Here is a 17,330-nt window from a genome sequence, read left to right as displayed (position 1 = left end):
TCGTTGCCAAGTTGAACAATCGCCCCAGAAAACGCTTGGGGTATCGGACACCGGCACAAGTGTTCCTGGGAGAGTATTCAGGGGCGCTGAAAACCGCGGGTGCTGCGCTTAATGTTTGAATTCAGGATTTAAAATATAATTTTAGCGAAAAAATATGCAGAGCACTAATGAGCAATTTAAATGCTGAGACATAGAATGTTTACTGCGAAAGAAGAGGGCTTTTCTCAGACCAGGAAGTCGTCTAGTCCAAAATATCTTCATGGCATTCTGGGGGGATACTATACCTATGGATTGAGTAAAAAGTGATCAAAGTGAGTTGCGAGCCATCATGGTCTCAATACTGACCTGGATATCAAGAAGGGTGTCTAGCCACTTCGTCGGTGCAGCGTTTGCAGAGGCTTTAAAATAGAGAAGAGCATTTTGAAGAGCGGGCTGATAGAAGTCACGTTCGCTATCGGTTAGCTCCCGTTTATCGCCTGTGACTGTTCCAATTTCCGCGCCTAAAGCGATCCGGTCTTTTAGATTTTTGAAGCGAGCACGCAGTTCAGGTGTTACTGGGGTTGCCGGATCCTCCGAGGCTCTAATTAAAATCTGAATTTCCTTACTTAATTGTTGAAGCGCTCGCTCTACCTCTTGAGCGTTATCCATGCTGATTCCTTTGAAAATGACTTCGAGCTTTCAGCTTAACGCGGTAGAGCCGTTGCCGCACATTTAACGGATGAGACGAAACCCCTCAAACGGTTAAAGTCCACGGTTCCTCCCGAGCGGGTGCCTCTGTTGTACGGGGGCGCAGAGCCTCGATTTCGCGCTATTTATGAGAATTTTCTAAGGCGAGGTTGTTGTTTAGATGTCGAGCAATAGACAGCAATCACCAGAGCCTTACTGGCTGAACAAAAGACAGATGGCGGCAAACCTGGGTGTCAGCGTGCAAGACTTTGATAAATGGGGTTAAACCGGTTGCGAAGATCGGTAGAAGCGTCTATTTCGACTGCCGTTCTGTGCTGGATTTGAAGCTGGCTGAGCTAGAGGCGAAACAACAATCATCGCAACCTGGCGATGACGATATGGGCTTTGACCCACTGCTCAAGCATAAGCGCGAACATGAAGAGTACCTGCTGACCAAAGAGCGCCGTATTGGCCAGCAGCAGAAGAACGAACTGGCCGCTCGTAAAGTGGTGCCCAGCGAATTTGCGATCTTCACCTTATTCAAAATCGCGGCAGAGATCGCCGCCATTCTCGACACGCTGCCGCTAACGATGAAGCGTAAGCACCCTGATTTAGATACGCGTCACCTAGATACTCTGATGCGGGAGCTAGCGCGCGCCCGTAATCAAGCCAGTGGGCTCGATAGTCTTTTGCCGGAGCTGCTGGATGACTACTTCGACAGTATCGATTCAGCAGCTTAGGGAGTGGCGGCGCTCTGTCCATCAAGGTTTGTTGACGCTGTTTCGGCCAGCGCCGCTGCCTGACTCCCATGCACAACCTTCGTCAATAAATCTGTGGGATTACTTTCATAGCGTTGTTAATTCTGACGCCCTTTTTTTAGTATTTTCCAGGCCTGGGTGAATAACACCATCAACAGTAGTGCGATGATTCCCTGCGAAATAGGACGAGTAAATAGGGATCCCCAGTTATCCTGAGAAATCAGCATTGCCAAACGTAAGTTTTGTTCCGCCATTGGCCCTAACAGTACTCCCAGCACTACAGGTGCAAGCGGGAAGGCTAGTCGATGGAGTAAATAACCGAGCAACCCAAAGGCTAGCATTACATAGAGGTCTGTCATGTTCCCTTTGACGGTATAAACACCCACGGCCATGAGTACCAACGTCGTTGGTACCAAGAGTGCGGTGGGCATGCGCAAGACCTGAGCGAATAGGCGGGTGGCCACCATGCCTCCTAGTAACAGCAGTAGCATCGCAGTAAACAGCATTTGCCACATGAAACCGAAGACCACATCAGGCGACTTCGTAAACAGTTGTGGGCCGGGCTGAAGTCCATGAATCATCAGCGCGCCGAGCACTAAGGCAGCAACCAAATTGCCAGGAATCCCTAACGTTAGGGATGGAATCATTGCAGAAGCATTGTCGGCACTGTTACCTGATTCAGCTGCTGCAACCCCCACAGGATTGCCCGTGCCGAAAGATTCGGGGTTCGTGGACTTGCGCTTCGCTTCGTTATAACTCAGCAATGCTGCCAAATTGCCACCGGCACCTGGCAAGATACCTACACTAACGCCGATCAGCGACGAGCGAGTCCAAGTGCGCCAGTGCTGACGTATCAGACCGAATGCGTTGCCGCTAGCATCAACCTTGAAGCTTCCTGCATCATAGTAAGTCGCGTTGCTTTTCTCCGCCATCTCCAGTACTGGCGGTATCGCGTAGAGGCCGATGAGTACAATGATCAGGTCGAACCCCCCACTTAAATAAAGCGAATCGAACGTATAGCGTTCCGCTCCACTGATTGTGTCAACGCCTACAAGGCCGATGATAACGCCCAACAGGGCGCTGAGCATGCCTTTGCTGATATCACTGCCCACCAATACGGCGATGCTTACAAGTCCGAAAACGGCCACCCAGAAATACTCAGTCGGCCCAAAGGCAAGCGTGACCTGTGCCAAAAGGGGGGCTAGCGTCATCAACGCTATGGCGCTAATAATTCCGCCGATGGCGGACGACCAGCACGCGGTCTTGAGAGCCAGCCCGCCCTGGCCGTTACGTGTCATAGGGTAACCGTCGAATGTTGTCGCGATTGCAGCTGGCGTTCCTGGGATTTTTAGTAAGATGGCCGGAATAGCTCCACCGTACATTGAGCCGTTGTAGATACCTGCTACCAACCCTAGAGCAATTACAGGATCGAACCCATACGTCAGTGGGAGCATGAGAGCGATTGCCATGACCGGGTTGAGCCCAGGTAGGGCTCCGATCAAGATACCCACCAAGGTGCCGACGAAGAGGCTGACTACGGAGCCAAATTGCAAGGCCACAGGTAGTGCGTTGAACAGGGAATCAAACATATCGTGTAACCCTATTTAGGAAACCAGGAAAAATTCGACGGGCAAGGGTCGTTTTAGCACCATCGCAAAAAGCCCGTATAAGAGGATGATGAAGCCCACCGTAATACCTAAAACCACGATGGGGCGCCTTTCACCCAGTACCAGAGCCAGCAGGATGATGAAAAGGGTGCTAGTGGAGTAGAACCCCACGGTTGGCATGGCTAGGTAATAGATCAGGCAACAGGCGACTGTCGCCATAAACCTTCCCGGATGATCGATTAAGGCGGCGGCGCTGCTCAAACCGTCATTTTGCTGCGTTTGCACCACGCCCTTAACGATCAGAGGAAGTGAGAAAAGACACATCAGAATGCCAACTCCCATGGGCACGTAAGCGGCGCCGGCATCAAAGCCACTCCCCACCCAGACCACCGTGCAGCCAAAGATGAGGAAGGCGATGCCAGAGATAATATCTCTGAAGTTCATGAGCAAGTTACCGTCCATTCAGTCATGAATTAGTTTTTCTTAAGTCCAAGCTTTTCGAGTGTCTCTCCAATCGCTACGGTTTCCTGATGCAGACGCTCACGGAGCTCTTCACCACGTACGAGATTCAGCGTCTCGCCTTGAGATGTCAGGAACGCTTGGAACTCAGGATGCTCGACGGCGCTAGCTACGGCATCGGCGATGACGTTAACGCGCTGCTCATCCATACCCTCTGGTGCCAGCATCATGCGCCATAGCACTGTTTCCAGCTCGGGATGACCGAGTGCTGCTAGGCCTGATGCCTGGGGTAGTGCTTCGTTATCGTCGGCTGAGGTCACGAGTAGGCACTTCGCCTTGCCATCCTCTACATAGGGAAGTGCGGGTGTGATGGAGCCACCGTAGATATCCACGTGTCCACCCAGGAAGTTTTGGAGGGTCTCACCAGCGCCGCCAAAAGGAATAGGGCGGGCCTCAATGTCATAGGCTTCAAAGATACGCTCTGCTGCCAAGCGCATGGTTCCACCGACCCCGTCATTGCCATAGGTATATTGACCAGGGTTATTCTGTAGCTCGGCAAGGAACTCCTCTCCTGTTTCAGCTGGAAAGTCGGGGGCTACACACATAGTGTAAGCACTCTGCGAAGTGCTGGTGATCGGGGTCAATGTCTCGTAAGAGTACTGAACACGCTGCATGTGCGGTACGGTAGTGATAGGACTATTCCAGGTAGAAAGCAGCGTGTAGCCATCGGGCTTGGCACGGGCAATCTGGTTGACCCCAATAGCACCACCTCCACCAGCGACATTAAGCACAGCAAGTGACTCTCCTAGCTCTTCTTGCAGGTACTGATTGAGCATGCGCGCAACGTTGTCAGTGCCGCCGCCGGCTGGTGCCGGTACGATTATTTCGATGGGACGATTCGGATAGTCGTCAGCCATGACAGGCATAGCGGTAAACGCTGATAGCGCAACTAAAGACGTAAGCTGTAATGTTTTCATTGTTAGTTACCTTTTTTTGAAATGCAGGGTGATGAGGTGTGCATTTAATGCGATCTCAAGCAGGTTGATCACCGAGCGTGACACGGTAGCGGAACCGCTCTGGCCTTCCGTGTACTCGTCGAAACTCGATGACTCTGCCTGCAGGATTGCGGGCAATGCGTTGGATGGCGGCGACCGGTGCCCCAGTGGCTAGTTCTAGATGCTTTGCACTGGCCTTGGTGGCGGTGCCGAACGACAGCTCGTCGGTTGCCGACGAGATCAAAATCCCGAATTCCTCCAGAAATACGGGATACAACAAAGGGCCCATCGCTTTTGGGTTTAGCGACAACAGCCCGTTGAAATCGGGTAAGCGTAGATAAATTTCTTCAAACAGCAGTGGGTCGCCTGACCAAAGGCGTACACGTTCCAGCTTTATACAGTGGCTGACTGATTCTTCGCCGAAGGCCTGCTTTACGTCGGCGGGAAGGGCGACTTCCTGATGACTGAGAATTCGACTTTCCGGGATAACGGGTACATCGGGATCTTCCACATCATGTACATGGAAAAAACGAAACAGATCGGCTCGGAAGGCGGGTTGCTTAACGAAAGTGCCGGTACCTCGCCGCCGATCCAGCAGCCCCTCATCGACCAGCTGCTTCAGGGCCATCCGCATGGTTGCTAAAGCAACGCCATACTCTTCGGCTAAACGGTTCTCCGAGGGAATCATGTCGCCTGGTTTCCACTCACCATTGGCGATCCTTGAGCCTAATTGATCACGGAGTTTGGCGTACAGGGGTAATCTTCCGTCCGTATTAGCAGAGAACTTGGCTTGCATAGGGTCACCCAGTGGTTATCTTGATTTCTTGAGGTCATTGAAGACCCGTGTATACTTCCAGTCAACCAGTTCTCTAGAGAACTAGACTTATGTATAACAACTTAGGGATACGAAATCCCCAGTCAGAACGTAATGAGGTGCCAAAAGTGAAATTAGGTTTTGATTGTCATGCTCATGTCTACGGGACTGTTAAGGAAGCCAACGGGTCTAACTACAGTCCATCCTGTCCTGCACCACTTTTGGATTGGCAAGAAAACCTAGAAAACTGCAAATTAAGAGGCGGGGTACTGGTGCAACCGAGCTTTTTGGGAAACGACAATCGGCAACTGCTCGAAATTCTCTCCAGGCTTAATCATGCGTATCGAGGGGTCGTTCAGCTAGCCAAGGAGACGACGCTAGAGGAGATAGCCGCCCTTGATGCTGCAGGTGTTGTAGGGGTGCGATGGAATCTCATTGAGGGGCGCAGCGCATTGCCAAACCTCAAGGATCCTCTATGGATAGACTTTCTAGATAATCTTAAAGCTATGGACTGGCATCTTGAGCTGCATCTGGAAGGGAACCGGTTACCTGAAATTTTTCCAGCATTACATGAGCATGGCGTGAAGTTAGTCATTGATCATATTGGGCTGCCAGTCGACGACGTTCCTATGCAAGACCCAGGCTGTCGTCTTCTGCTTGAGTCAGGACAGGCAGAACGAACCTGGGTGAAGCTCTCAGCCCCCTATCGTTCGCCTGTGTTTGACCTCAGACCGCATGTCCAGGCATTGTTGCATCATCTTGGACGTGATCGGTTAGTGTGGGGCAGTGACTGGCCATGGACGCGCCATGAGAATAAACACACTTACCACGATACTTACGGATGGCTCAATGACTGGGTTAGAGATGCTGATGATCGCCAGCACATTCTTGATGCGAGTCCTAGAGCCCTGTTTCGCCTGAGTGATTCATAGCGAGGGTATACCAACTGCTAAGAGGGCTGACATATGACTCGGATTGGAAACAGGGGGATATCCGCTTCGAACTGGAGCCCGTTACTGAAGGGGAGATATCACAATGAGGCAGCGTGACGAATTCGTTGAAGAAATGAAAGCCAGGCTCGACGAGTGGAATGCTGATATCGATAAGCTGACTGCCAAGGCTCGCCAGGCGAGCGACGAGGCGAGGGTGAAGTACCAAGAGGACATCGATCGACTCAAGAAGCGCCAGGCGGAGACTCAACAAAGACTTGATGAGCTTCAGCATGCCAGCGAAGCGGCCTGGGAGACTGTCCGCCAAGGTATGGAAGACTCTTGGGAGTTGATGCGTAAAGCCTTCCGTGATGCCTCTTCTCGTTTCAAATAGCTTATTCAACTAACCTTGTTCAAACCATGCGTTTCACTTAAAAAAGCCTGAACAGTTAGCTGGAGTCGCGGCCCTCTTGTGGTTGCGATTCGCTGCCTTCTTGAAGACGCGCGATGGACGCATTTCCCTGCTTTGCCAGGGTCGCCAGGCGGTCGATCTGCTCATCCAGGCGGGGTAGGGCCTCTTGCCTATAGCTTGATAGATCGTCGATGGCGCCCATCACCTCGCTGAAAGCCTCCTCAAGCACTTGCATGTCGAGCATTGCGGAGGAGGCACGCTTCTGGATGTCCACGCCTTGCTGTCGCAGGGCCTTGGCAGTGCCGCCAATCATCTGCGATGTGGTTGTATTGAGGGCTTCGATGCGATCCAGCACCAGGCGCTGATTAGCCATTGCCATGGCCACCGTGACCGCAACGGTGAGCGCCGAGACGGTGACGTTAATGGCCCTGTCCACACCGCGCATTAATTCCCGGTTGTTGCGGATGATCACCTCTAGCGCCAGTATACCTTGCTGACTTACCGCCAGTTGCTGCTGTAGGTCGACAATGCGCTGGCGAAGAGGAAAGAGCAGCTCTTCCTCAAGAAATTGACGCCGCGGATCATCGCCATCGCGAGCGGCTATTTCATCTTGTAGGCGGTGATCAATCATCCGGCCCAGCGCAATTTGGCGGTTCAGCTCGCCAAGGATTTTAGTTAACGCCTGCTGGTCATCGTTCAGGGTGAGGTTGTCACGATGCAGCATGTCGCGACCACTTTCCAGATCCTCAATGATCGCATCCAGCGCCTGCTGGGTATTCTCGAACTTGCGAAAGTAGCGCTGCAAGCGGCTATCCAGACCCGGAATGACTGCCAGAACGCGATCCAATGTAGTCGGCGCCAAGCGATGGCGAGCGGGGTCGAGCCCTTCCATGCGCCCGCGCAGATCGGTCAGTGCCTTGGCGACCGGCCCACCTTCGTCGCCCTGGTGGGCCAACTTACGCAGCGGTGTTTGCAGCATGGCGCTGCGATGGGCAGCCTGCTGCTGCAGTTCAAGGCCCATCTCATCCACGGCACGGCGCTGGCGAACTACTGACTCCTCATCACCTTCGGCGAGGATATCCTCGACAAAGCGGTCGGCCATCGCCTCAAGCTCAGGGTCGATATCAAGCTCATCGGGGGTTACCGATTCAGCCTGACTTGCACCCAATCGACTAGCTCCCAACTGGTCAGCGATCTCGTCCACCGGCGGCAGGGAGAGGCGACGTTTGTCATCGGATTGCTGAGCCATAGAGATCTCCTGGGCTATTAAAGCTATTAAAAATGCGATGAAATAAAACGGTTTAAATACAACAGAGTGAAAACTGCACGTTAGCACTACCGGCTAGCTTAATCCTTGCGGGCATAACGATCGGCCCCGTCGACGAAGCGGCGCAGATCTTCCAGCGCTTTTTCGGTGGTGACCGACGCCTGGGGGCGAGCCGTCTCGATGCGCGCCATGGAAACGGCGGTATCGTCAAGCACGGTCAAGGCGGATTCGATGCGGGCAGAGAGCTTGTTCAGCCGGTGCTCGGTCTCCACTAGCAAATCGAGGCGGCGCACCAGGGCAGCACGCTCTTCATCGCTTAATCGTTTGCCCTCCCGCTCCAATCGGCCTCGTACGTAATTACCGTCCACGCTAACCACACCACGTGCCTGGGAAGCCATGGTCGTCAACGTATCCACCGCGCCGAAACAGACTTGAGTGACCAAGCCTTGCGAGCGCTCGAAGGCCAGCTCGCCAGTATGGAATCGGTCACTCAGGACGTCCATCACATGGCGGTAGCGGCTGTAGAGGCGGTCTGTCAGGATTGCCAAGTCGGGACGGTGCACATCGAGCAAGTTCTGCTTGGCCCGGCACATGGCCAAGACTAGATCGTCGGCTCCCACGGGTGGCCTTGTGGGATCGAGCACCGACACACCCGTTTCATAGGCGTTGCGCTCCTCTTGGGCACGGCGCTGCTGTGCTTCGGCCTCTCGTTGAGCCTCATGGCGACGCACGCGGCGGCGGGCCAGCCAGCCGCGTAGCGTTCGCTCGATAGGAAGTGCTACAGGAATGGCGACGATGCCTGTCAACCAGCCAAACAGGCTGGGGCTGAAACCACCCCACAGGGAGGTCAGCCATAGCAGCATGCTGATGAAGGGAACCACTAGGCAATAGCGGGCGATTACCTGGAGGCGACTGGTAGTCGACACTGGAAGCGCCAAGCCAGGATTGAAGAGGCCGACCAGTAGCCAGGGCAGGCAGGTCATAAACAGGCCATAGGAAAATCCCTGCAGGAATCCCAACATAGATACGGCTATCCTTCAGTCATGGAACGCAAATATTGTGTTTAGAATAACTGAGATAGGTCGCTAAGCACCAGCTGGGTAACTACAGGCTATTGGCTGGCTGTGAACTGCTATTTAACCTTTCTCTTAGAAATTATCCCCATCTTTTTAGCAAGATAACTTCTACAGAAATTTAACAGAAGTTTTACAGTTTAATTGCCATTTGTAACCGTATCGACTAGCTTAGTTACGACGGGTGCGCTAAAAAAACCCTAATGCTGGCTTACTCAATCGTTTCTGAACACCACTGACTGCGGCTTGGCTCACTTGGTGCGCTCCAGTTTCAGCCCAGTCAATTTGGGTTAACCAGCAAGGAGGACATCAAATGTCGATAACATCAGAAAAGCAATTACCCGAAGCAGTAGCGGCCTGGCGTGATCCGGAAATGGACTCGGTGAAAGGTACCGAGACACCCAAAGATCCGAACAAAGGTTACATTGCCTTACTTGGATGGAGTATTAACGCGATTAAGGCGGCGCAAAAGTTTGACCGTCGCTATATCGTCGTTGCTCCTGAATGGGCTGAGGATTTCTGTGCCGCGAACAATATACCGTTCATCTCCTGGGATTTTATTCGCTTGAATGATCGTTCCATGGAGATTGCCGAAAAGTTGAAGGCTGAAGGCGTAGACGTCGCCATCCCACTGTTTGAAGAAACCGTTGAGTGGTCAGGTGCCATCAACTCCGTGCTTCTCGACAGCCCACGCATGTTTGGTCAGTCTATTCTATTCCGTGATAAGGCCTTGATGAAGCGCCGTGCCCAGCTTGGCGGTATCCGCGTTGGGATATTTGAAGAGGCGCACGAAAAAGAAGACATCGTCCGCTTTATGAAGCGTGTTAATCAAACGCTGCTCAAGCTTGATGGTGATCCGGATGACCCGATACACGTCAAAGCATTCGATAAAGCCGGTTGTCTTGGCCACCGGATGATCCGAACGTTAGAAGAAATTGATAACATTCCGGATGAGGAGTATCCGCTGCTGATGGAGAGTCACTTGAGCGGCTGGGAGTTTGCCGTTGAAGCCTGGATACACGATGGCAAAATTCAGTTCCTGAATATTTCGGAATACGTGACGTTAGGCTACTCGGTGTTCGTGCCTGCTACCCAGGAGCTTGAGAGCTGGCGCAATGCGATCACCAAACAGATCGAGCTGTTGATCAAAACCTTCGACATCCAGTTCGGCTTGATTCACCCCGAGTACTTCGTGACAGCTGACGGTGAGATGTACTTTGGCGAAGTTGCCTACCGCCCACCCGGCTTCAAAGCTTTCGAACTGATCGAAAAAGCCTACGGTTTTAACGCCTATCAAGCGTCAATGTTGGTGTTCGACCCGAAAAGTACGAAAGAAGAAGTAGCGGCGTTCTTCCCCCGCGAAGTAGTCGATGCGAAGGGTTACGCAGGTTGTTTTGGTGTATACCCACGACGTCGTGTTGTCAGCAAGCTGGAAATGCCTGAAGAGACGATTAATCACCCGTACTTCGAGTCACACGAACTGGTCGCACCGGCAGAAGAGACAGTGCCTGACCGGTCTGCTTTCGGGACTCATTGGGGGCTCATCTTCTTCTTTGGCGACGATCCCATCAAGATGCGCGATCTGCTAAAAGCCCAAGAGGATCTGGACTTTTACGTCTAACGTTCGATAGCGCAATACGCTGAGTTATGGGCGCGTATATAAGTGTCAGGGGTACTCCATAATCCCGATACTGATATACGCGCCCTTTATTTTGCCAACGCTGTGGGAGTGGCCCCACCAAAAGGCCAAGGTAATTATCCCAGGTACGATTTAATAGGCAGCAGACAGCAAAACGATGACGCCTACACCAGCAAGCAGGAACCCGCTGATTTGGCTAATCCGTTCTGCTTGGGGGAGTAGCTTCTCTGCTAGAAAATAAAGGGCTAGCCCCGCCATCCAAACTAGGCTCATAACGCCGCCGACAAACATCAGCAGCATCAAGGCCCAGCAGCAGCCGGTGCAGTAGGCGCCATGGCGGAGCCCCATGATCATCGCTCCGCCGTTGCCTTCGCGCCATTCGGTCATCAGAAAGCTTAAGGGCGAACGACACTTGTTCAGGCAGGCCTGTTTAAGATCACTGAACTGGAAAGCACCTGCGGTTACCAGCAGGGCGCCTCCCAACAGTGGGGTGACGTGGCCCATGGATGAGCTTAACAGCGCACTCTGCTGCAATACCCATTGCATGACGGCGGCTGCCACCGCAAACGCCACCCACACGGCAAGGTAACCTGCTATGAAAACCCAGGTGGCTGCGCTGGCACCTGCCTCGCGTTCGCGCTGCTGGTGGATGCGCAGAAAAGTAAGCAGCATGGGGCTAGCGCTGGGTAGCATCATGGCCACCATCATCACGCTCCACATCACAGTGGCCGTGACCAGCAAGGTCATGCCGTCGTCGCCTGTGCTGGCCATCTCCCCATTCATCGGCATTTGCGCGTGCATGCTGTGCATAATCAGGTAACCCCACGCCAATATTGCCACGGTTATCAGTGCTAACCAGGTCAGTAAGCGTTCCCGGGCATGGAGAGTGCTCATCGTTAGTTCCATCGCCAATGCCCCCTCAAGACCCGCTGTAAGCGAAGGGTGAATAAAACGCACTGCGTTCGCTAAGATCAATGTTGATGCCGTAAGCACGGTGCAGCAACGATTGCGACTTGGCCACCACCAGAGACTCGCCCGGCGCTACCGCCAACGGGTGATGATGAATGGTCACCTCAGCGCCGTTCTGGCCCTCCAGGGCGGTAATTTCCGTGTTGGCGGATTGGCCAAGTTTCAGATGTCGATGCCCCTTTTCCACTTCAAACTGGATGGGAAGGTGTTCTACCGCGAGCACCTCGCCGATAAAGGTGGCCAACAGCGCCGGGTGGCCACCGGCCTGGCCGCCGAATATGCGGCTTAGCGCTTCCTGTTGGGCCTCGTCTGCCCGCTGGTCGATATACAGCACGACTTTCCAGTTTCCCTCGGCCATGGGGCCGGGGGAGTGCAGGGCGATAGCCACATTCCTGTCGCCGAGATCCACCGCCTCGAACTGGCCTTGAGTAATGTGCCAGCCCACCAGGGCGGTACATTCACCCTCGGTAGGGCTGCCGAGGTAGATACACGGGCAGGCACCTTTGCAATTGCAGCTTTCGAGGTAGTCGCCTTTCAGGCTCCATTGGGGATTCATGTCGTCTCCTCCTAACGTCGTTGGATGGCTTTTGTGATATTTCTTTTTGGGTATCTCTTGTTATAGCGCTGAATCGCTCGCGGGATGTGAGGAACTGATGAGAATTACGTGAGAATTGCATCTGAGTGTCATCGTTCGGCGCGCAACTACTGTGTCGGGTGGTTATTTGTAGCTATGCTGAACTCAGGTATCAGCTAAGCCTGACACGTAGAGAAACCAGCCATGTGGCAATGTACGTCGGATTTGACGACCAACCGGGCCTATCAGGGTTTCGTTGGTCGCACTAATGAGCTTGATACTCTTCGCGGTGTGCTTGCGACGGCAGGGCCTCGGGTGGTGCATGTCTACGGTATTACCGGCATTGGTAAGACGGCACTGCTGGACATATTGGCGGCCGAGGCGGAGGACGCAGGTGCTAGCGTCATCCGACTGGACTGTCGCCACATAGAGCCCACCGAACCTGGATTTTTACATGCGCTAGGTGTCGCCATTGGGGATGGCGGATCGGGGGTGGATACGCTGGTGGAGCGATTGGGCCTGCTGGGCCCCACAGTTCTTCTCGCGCTGGACACCTACGAAGTGTTCAGGCTGCTCGATACCTGGCTGCGTCAGGTATTTGTCCCGTTGTTGCCGGATAACGTACGCATCGTCTTTTTCAGTCGCCAACGCCCTCTGGATGTCTGGTTTTCAGCGCCGGGCTGGGGGCGCTTGGTTCAGAGTGTGCCGGTACAGCCGTTGAGCCCGACGGAGGCACAAACGCTCCTTAACTTGCATGGAATACAAGAGGAAGATGCGGCATCCCTGATCCGGGCCGCCCATGGTCATCCGCTGGCGCTGAAACTGGCGGCCACCGCCAGCCGGGAAAACCACGCCCGTTCGTGGCCGCAAGAGACAGTGCTACAGCACGCGGTTGATGAGCTGAGTCGGATGTTTCTTGCCGATGTGGAAGATTCGGCGAGCCGACATGTGCTGGAGGGCGCCGTGGTGCTACGCCGGGTGACGGTCTCTCTGTTACAGGCACTGTTTCCGGAACTCGATCCCCAGGATGCCTACGAGCGGCTGCGCAGGTTGCCCTTTGTGGATGGCATGCATGACGGGCTGATTATTCATGAGGCCGTGCGTGATCCGCTTGCCCGCTCCCTGCATGCCAGCGACCCTAGCCGCTACCTGGACTATCGTCGGTCGGCCTGGCGACAGCTGGTTAGCGAGTCGCAATTCGCGGCCAGCGACGATCTCTGGCGCTATACGGCGGACATGCTCTACCTGATTGAAAACCCCGTGGTGCGTGAGGCATTTTTCCCCACCGTGACGACGCTTCACAGCGTGGAAGCGGCACAGCCTCAAGACGATGAAGCCCTTACCGGGATTGTCCGCGCCCATGATGGCCGTCAGGCCAGCGAGTTGCTTCTGCAATGGTGGCGGCGCATGCCCCAGGCGTTTTCCATCGTGCGGGGCGCGACCGGGGAAGTAGAAGGGCTGTATTGCAAACTGCGTTCCGATCAGGTTGAGCCTAGTTGGTTACTCAACGACCCGGTGACCGCCCAGTGGTATTCCCATCTTGAACAGTCGCCTATGCGGTCGGGCGAGGTGGCGTTATTTTGTCGCCGCTGGCTAAGTCTCAATGAAGGCGATTCACCCAGTGAAATACAGGCGGCTATCTGGCTGGATCTTAAGCGAAGCTATATGGAGCTGCGCCCTGGGCTGCGGCGGGTCTATCTAACAGCGACCGATCTTGGCGCCTACCAACAAGTGGCGCAGCGGTTGGGGTTTGAAGTCCTTGGCGGATGGGAGGTGGAGCTGGATGGTCTTTGCTATCCGAGTGCGGTGCTCGATTTCGGGCCGGCGTCTGTGGATGGCTGGCTAGCGGAGCTTGCCGCGGCAGAGCTGGGCATAAAGCGTGATCCTGCCTTGTTAGATGTCGAAGCCCGGCAACTGATGTTAGCGGAAGGCTCCGTTGCGCTGACGCCCCTGGAGTTCGGTGTCATGCGCTATTTGGTCGAACACCAGGGTAAGGCAGTGTCCCGTCGTGAGCTGTTGCAGCATGTCTGGGGTACCCGATATCAAGGAGGCAGCAATGTGGTTGATGCCATTGTACGCACCTTGCGCCGCAAACTTGGCAGCCAGTCTGCGCGGATAGAGACGTTGACTGGAGTGGGTTATCGGCTGAGATAATCGATTGTCGTCTAGCAGTGGTTATCATACGTAGTTTCTCCTGGGAAAATATCACGGCTTGCTGGCCCCTTGGCGTTATCGGTCAATGACTCCTATGTTGGTGGAAAGACACGGGAGGAATAATAATGGATGCACTAGCGAGAAAACTGGGCCTCAAGACGGATCCCATCATTTTTTTCACGTCCGCAGGGATCATGATCCTTTTTCTTGTGGTGCTACTGATTGCGCCGGGCCCCATCGGGGCAGCCTTTGGTGCCGGGCGGGAATGGATTGTTACCAATCTTGGCTGGTTTTTTATTTTAGGGGTGACAAGTTGGGTAGCGTTTCTGCTGTGGGTGGCGCTTAGCCGGTTCGGGGCGATCCGCTTGGGGGGCAATGATGCAAAACCTGCCTACAATAATATCTCCTGGTTCACCATGCTGTTCGCAGGCGGCATCGGAACGGTGCTGATGTTCTGGGGCGTGGCCGAACCCATTTCCCACTTTTCTAATCCACCCAGGCCGGATGTTGTGCCTTTCTCTGTGGAAGCCGCCGACGATGCCATGAGTTTTTCGATCTACCATCTGGGGCTACATACCTGGGCGATTTTCGCTATGCCCGGACTGGCTTTTGCTTACTTTATTTATCGCTATAATCTGCCGATGCGTTTTAGTTCAGTATTCTATCCGCTGTTAGGCGAGCGCATTTATGGCCCTCTCGGCAAATCTCTGGATGTCTTCGCCATACTTGGCACCCTGTTTGGCGTAGCGGTCTCTATCGGCCTGGGCACCCAACAGATCAATGCGGGGCTAACGGAGTTGTTTGGTATTCCAGATGCCGTTATCACCAAGGTGTTCATCATTGCCATGCTGACGGCTGTCGCTGTGGGATCGATTGTGGCGGGGCTGGATTCAGGCGTGAAACGGCTTTCTAATATCAATATCGCCATGGCCGTCGGCCTGTTGTTGTTTGTACTCTTTACCGGGTCGACCGTTTTCCTTTTGCGCGCTGTGGTCGAAACCTTTGGTCTCTACATAACGAACCTGCTGCCCATGGCTTTCTGGAATGACACGCTGGCAAGCTATTCCAGGGATGGCGGCGCCTGGGGGTGGCAGGGTAGCTGGACGGTATTCTATTGGGCCTGGACAGTGACGTGGTCGCCTTTCATCGGGATCTTTGTGGCGCGAATTTCACGCGGGCGCACAATCCGCGAATTCGTCCTTGGTGTGCTTTTTGCCCCCTCTATCTTTACACTGGTTTGGTTTGCAATTTTTGGTTGGTCGGCAATGGAGATCGACGGGATTGGGCTCGATGCTCGAGAAGCACTGGGAGAGCAAGCAGGTATCTTGTCTGCCGCCGTAGGTGAAAGCATCCCCCTCGCTATGTTCGCATTCTTCGAGAGCTTCCCGGCCGCTACGTTAATCCAGGGCTTGGCTGTTGTGATCGTTGCGATCTTCTTTGCCACGTCATCAGACTCTGCGTCCCTGGTTGTCGATATGCTGTGTACCGGCAGTGCGGATCCCGGACCATGGCATCAGCGTGTTTTCTGGGGTGTTTCGGAGGGTATGCTGGCAGCGATGCTGATTGTGCTTGCGGGCGATGCCGGGCTTACTGCTTTGCAGGAAGTGATTACCGTTGTTGGCCTACCGATGTTCATTTTGGTGTTTGCAATGATGTTCGCGTTATACCGCGGCCTGTCGCAGGAAGATCTTAGCAAAGTGCAGGTGGGGCGCCCGCCCAAACGTGAGGAGTTAGCGCCGGATGAATAGGTAAGCGGTGGATCAGAACTATCATAAGCAAATTTCCACGCTGAGAAGCTCGCTCAGTTGCTGCTGAGAAAGGCGTCTATCAGCCATGTAGTAGAGTATGTCACCATCTTTGAGTGGGCGGTCGTTGGCGGGATTGAGCATATTACCTTCGCCGTCGCCACTGCTATTGGCGAGCCCCAGTACGGTGGCGTTATAAACCTTTTTTGCTTGCATAAATAGATCGCCAAAGGTGGCGCCGGCAGGCGGTTGGCTTAACCTGGTTTGGTACTGGGTAGCGCCACGATCAACCGCGAGTAGTTCGTTAACGACTCGCGAAATTCCCGCATCAGAGGCTGAGCGTACCAGCATTTCCAACGCTAAGGCCTGGGTGCATTCGATGCCGGGCAAAGTGCGCCGTAACATCGCTGCGGTGTCGGGATTGGCGCAGTGGGCGACGATATGGGCGTTTTTTGCTTTAAGGCTGTAGGCACTTAGCGCTACGGTAGCCACCCGGTCATCGCTGGTGTCGTAAATGATGATGCGGCTGGCGCTTTCGACACCCGCTCGCTTGAGAAGCTCGGCATTGGAGAAACTTTCCCCTTTAATAAACTTTAAATCCGCAGGGCGTGGGTTGCTCATCTCTTTGGTAACGCAGAGCACGACTTCATCCGGCAGGCCCTTATCGGCTTTAAGAATGTCCAAAATGCGCTCGGTAGTTTCGCCGTGCCAGCCAATGACAAGGGTGTGACCGGATAAGTGGCTGAAATCGCCTTTACCTTGCATCTGTAATCTCCAAAAATTTGAAAGTGTGACGGTGGCTTTACCGATCAAGGCAGCGAACAGTGAAATGCCGCCTGGAATGAGATAGATCGTAGCGATCCACTTCCCGGCCACGGTTGTTGGGCTGAAATCGCCGAAACCTACGGTGCTAGAAACAACGACATAAAAATAAACCCAGTTGGCAGCGGAGTCGGCCACCGATTCGCCGACCAGTGAGAAAAGCATCCAGGTGGTGCCCATATGGGCGAGCACAATAAGAAGCAGAAATGTCCACGAAATTTGTAGCGTAGAGGCTTTAAGAACGCGGAGCAGTCGCTGAATAACAGGCATGGTGATCTCTTACGGTGATGGTGTGTCAGCCCAGTTTTTCGGCATGGGAATTGATTGATGATAAAAGAGTGACCCGGTTCCTTCGCTGTCGCTAGCCCTATCATCACCTTTAAAATAAAAATGAGCTGTTGAAGCGAAACAATACGCGCCTGCTAGCGTACTCTTAATAAACAAAAG

16 protein-coding genes and 1 pseudogene are annotated in these 17,330 nt (G+C 53.8%); 7 read left to right on the top strand and 10 right to left on the bottom strand.

Features of this window, described 5'->3' with window-relative positions; all coding sequences use genetic code 11:
• Positions 1–119: pseudogene (locus tag E0L35_RS26755) on the top strand (IS30 family transposase); the annotation flags it as partial.
• A gap of 187 nt (positions 120–306) precedes the next feature.
• Here the strand turns inward: E0L35_RS26755 and E0L35_RS23935 are convergent.
• Positions 307–648, bottom strand: coding sequence for a hypothetical protein (locus tag E0L35_RS23935; protein ID WP_138801614.1), 342 nt, complete (start codon positions 646–648; stop codon positions 307–309).
• Positions 649–935: 287 nt separating this feature from the next.
• Here E0L35_RS23935 and E0L35_RS23930 point away from each other — a divergent pair, with 287 nt between their 5' ends.
• Positions 936–1,406, top strand: coding sequence for a terminase small subunit (locus E0L35_RS23930; protein ID WP_200890278.1), 471 nt, complete (start codon positions 936–938; stop codon positions 1,404–1,406).
• A 116-nt stretch (positions 1,407–1,522) separates the two neighbouring features.
• Here the strand turns inward: E0L35_RS23930 and E0L35_RS23925 are convergent, their stop codons facing one another.
• Genes E0L35_RS23925 through E0L35_RS23910 form a run of 4 tightly spaced genes read right to left on the bottom strand, consistent with a single transcriptional unit; the run spans position 1,523 to position 5,281 of the window.
• Positions 1,523–3,013 carry a tripartite tricarboxylate transporter permease gene (locus E0L35_RS23925; protein ID WP_138801613.1) on the bottom strand — a complete coding sequence of 497 codons (1,491 nt, stop codon included), beginning with the start codon at positions 3,011–3,013 and terminating at the stop codon, positions 1,523–1,525.
• Positions 3,014–3,028: 15 nt separating this feature from the next.
• Positions 3,029–3,475 (bottom strand): tripartite tricarboxylate transporter TctB family protein, encoded by a 447-nt coding sequence (locus tag E0L35_RS23920; protein ID WP_236557293.1) that lies wholly within the window; start codon positions 3,473–3,475, stop codon positions 3,029–3,031.
• Positions 3,476–3,504: 29 nt separating this feature from the next.
• A complete protein-coding gene (locus tag E0L35_RS23915; protein WP_009287855.1) occupies positions 3,505–4,467 on the bottom strand; it encodes a tripartite tricarboxylate transporter substrate binding protein in 963 nt (320 codons plus the stop codon).
• 55 nt (positions 4,468–4,522) lie between these two features.
• Positions 4,523–5,281: a GntR family transcriptional regulator gene (locus E0L35_RS23910; RefSeq protein WP_035579391.1), complete on the bottom strand. Its 759-nt coding sequence runs from the start codon at positions 5,279–5,281 to the stop codon at positions 4,523–4,525.
• Positions 5,282–5,370: 89 nt separating this feature from the next.
• On the opposite strand from E0L35_RS23910, the gene E0L35_RS23905 reads away from it, so the two are divergent.
• Both E0L35_RS23905 and E0L35_RS23900 read left to right on the top strand, forming a co-directional pair.
• The gene (locus tag E0L35_RS23905; protein WP_138801612.1) at positions 5,371–6,231 is read left to right on the top strand and encodes an amidohydrolase family protein; all 861 of its coding nucleotides are present in this window, start codon (positions 5,371–5,373) and stop codon (positions 6,229–6,231) included.
• Positions 6,232–6,334: 103 nt separating this feature from the next.
• The gene (locus E0L35_RS23900; protein ID WP_022523436.1) at positions 6,335–6,622 is read left to right on the top strand and encodes a hypothetical protein; all 288 of its coding nucleotides are present in this window, start codon (positions 6,335–6,337) and stop codon (positions 6,620–6,622) included.
• A 55-nt stretch (positions 6,623–6,677) separates the two neighbouring features.
• Here the strand turns inward: E0L35_RS23900 and E0L35_RS23895 are convergent, their stop codons facing one another.
• Together E0L35_RS23895 and E0L35_RS23890 are read right to left on the bottom strand one after the other, a co-directional pair.
• The gene (locus tag E0L35_RS23895) at positions 6,678–7,889 is read right to left on the bottom strand and encodes a toxic anion resistance protein (RefSeq protein ID WP_138801611.1); all 1,212 of its coding nucleotides are present in this window, start codon (positions 7,887–7,889) and stop codon (positions 6,678–6,680) included.
• Between the two features lie 98 nt (positions 7,890–7,987).
• Entirely contained in the window at positions 7,988–8,929 is a 942-nt protein-coding gene (locus tag E0L35_RS23890; protein ID WP_138801610.1) for a cobyrinic acid a,c-diamide synthase, read from the bottom strand.
• 424 nt (positions 8,930–9,353) lie between these two features.
• Here E0L35_RS23890 and E0L35_RS23885 point away from each other — a divergent pair, with 424 nt between their 5' ends.
• A complete protein-coding gene (locus tag E0L35_RS23885) occupies positions 9,354–10,601 on the top strand; it encodes a carboxylate--amine ligase (protein ID WP_343123214.1) in 1,248 nt (415 codons plus the stop codon).
• Between the two features lie 150 nt (positions 10,602–10,751).
• Here E0L35_RS23885 and E0L35_RS23880 read toward each other — a convergent pair whose 3' ends face one another.
• Complete coding sequence (locus E0L35_RS23880; RefSeq protein ID WP_171051225.1) at positions 10,752–11,513, bottom strand: DUF2182 domain-containing protein; 762 nt, start codon at positions 11,511–11,513, stop codon at positions 10,752–10,754.
• Positions 11,514–11,538: 25 nt separating this feature from the next.
• The gene (locus E0L35_RS23875) at positions 11,539–12,144 is read right to left on the bottom strand and encodes a DUF1326 domain-containing protein (protein ID WP_039859884.1); all 606 of its coding nucleotides are present in this window, start codon (positions 12,142–12,144) and stop codon (positions 11,539–11,541) included.
• A 222-nt stretch (positions 12,145–12,366) separates the two neighbouring features.
• Here E0L35_RS23875 and E0L35_RS23870 point away from each other — a divergent pair, with 222 nt between their 5' ends.
• Both E0L35_RS23870 and E0L35_RS23865 read left to right on the top strand, forming a co-directional pair.
• On the top strand, positions 12,367–14,316 hold the full coding sequence (locus E0L35_RS23870) for a winged helix-turn-helix domain-containing protein (RefSeq protein WP_138801608.1): 1,950 nt from the start codon (positions 12,367–12,369) through the stop codon (positions 14,314–14,316).
• Positions 14,317–14,441: 125 nt separating this feature from the next.
• Positions 14,442–16,064, top strand: a complete 1,623-nt coding sequence (locus E0L35_RS23865) for a BCCT family transporter (protein WP_138801607.1) — start codon at positions 14,442–14,444, stop codon at positions 16,062–16,064.
• Between the two features lie 21 nt (positions 16,065–16,085).
• On the opposite strand, the gene E0L35_RS23860 is transcribed toward E0L35_RS23865, so the two are convergent.
• The gene (locus E0L35_RS23860; protein ID WP_138801606.1) at positions 16,086–17,153 is read right to left on the bottom strand and encodes an ion channel; all 1,068 of its coding nucleotides are present in this window, start codon (positions 17,151–17,153) and stop codon (positions 16,086–16,088) included.
• Positions 17,154–17,330: the final 177 nt, after the last annotated feature.

It is taken from the genome of Halomonas sp. ATBC28 (assembly GCF_005937175.1).
Taxonomy (GTDB): domain Bacteria; phylum Pseudomonadota; class Gammaproteobacteria; order Pseudomonadales; family Halomonadaceae; genus Vreelandella; species Vreelandella titanicae.
This window is presented reverse-complemented; position numbering and strand designations above follow the sequence as displayed.

Excerpts from the sequence above, each read along its gene's own strand:
- E0L35_RS23900 (WP_022523436.1), top strand. The coding sequence starts at position 6,335 with ATGAGGCAGCGTGACGAATTCGTTGAAGAAATGAAAGCCAGGCTCGAC.
- E0L35_RS23910 (WP_035579391.1), bottom strand. The coding sequence starts at position 5,281 with ATGCAAGCCAAGTTCTCTGCTAATACGGACGGAAGATTACCCCTGTAC.
- E0L35_RS23935 (WP_138801614.1), bottom strand. The coding sequence starts at position 648 with ATGGATAACGCTCAAGAGGTAGAGCGAGCGCTTCAACAATTAAGTAAG.
- E0L35_RS23875 (WP_039859884.1), bottom strand. The coding sequence starts at position 12,144 with ATGAATCCCCAATGGAGCCTGAAAGGCGACTACCTCGAAAGCTGCAAT.
- E0L35_RS23860 (WP_138801606.1), bottom strand. The coding sequence starts at position 17,153 with ATGCCTGTTATTCAGCGACTGCTCCGCGTTCTTAAAGCCTCTACGCTA.
- E0L35_RS23915 (WP_009287855.1), bottom strand. The coding sequence starts at position 4,467 with ATGAAAACATTACAGCTTACGTCTTTAGTTGCGCTATCAGCGTTTACC.
- E0L35_RS23925 (WP_138801613.1), bottom strand. The coding sequence starts at position 3,013 with ATGTTTGATTCCCTGTTCAACGCACTACCTGTGGCCTTGCAATTTGGC.
- E0L35_RS23895 (WP_138801611.1), bottom strand. The coding sequence starts at position 7,889 with ATGGCTCAGCAATCCGATGACAAACGTCGCCTCTCCCTGCCGCCGGTG.
- E0L35_RS23880 (WP_171051225.1), bottom strand. The coding sequence starts at position 11,513 with ATGAGCACTCTCCATGCCCGGGAACGCTTACTGACCTGGTTAGCACTG.
- E0L35_RS23890 (WP_138801610.1), bottom strand. The coding sequence starts at position 8,929 with ATGTTGGGATTCCTGCAGGGATTTTCCTATGGCCTGTTTATGACCTGC.
- E0L35_RS23870 (WP_138801608.1), top strand. The coding sequence starts at position 12,367 with ATGTGGCAATGTACGTCGGATTTGACGACCAACCGGGCCTATCAGGGT.
- E0L35_RS23905 (WP_138801612.1), top strand. The coding sequence starts at position 5,371 with ATGTATAACAACTTAGGGATACGAAATCCCCAGTCAGAACGTAATGAG.
- E0L35_RS23885 (WP_343123214.1), top strand. The coding sequence starts at position 9,354 with ATGGACTCGGTGAAAGGTACCGAGACACCCAAAGATCCGAACAAAGGT.
- E0L35_RS23920 (WP_236557293.1), bottom strand. The coding sequence starts at position 3,475 with ATGAACTTCAGAGATATTATCTCTGGCATCGCCTTCCTCATCTTTGGC.
- E0L35_RS23865 (WP_138801607.1), top strand. The coding sequence starts at position 14,442 with ATGGATGCACTAGCGAGAAAACTGGGCCTCAAGACGGATCCCATCATT.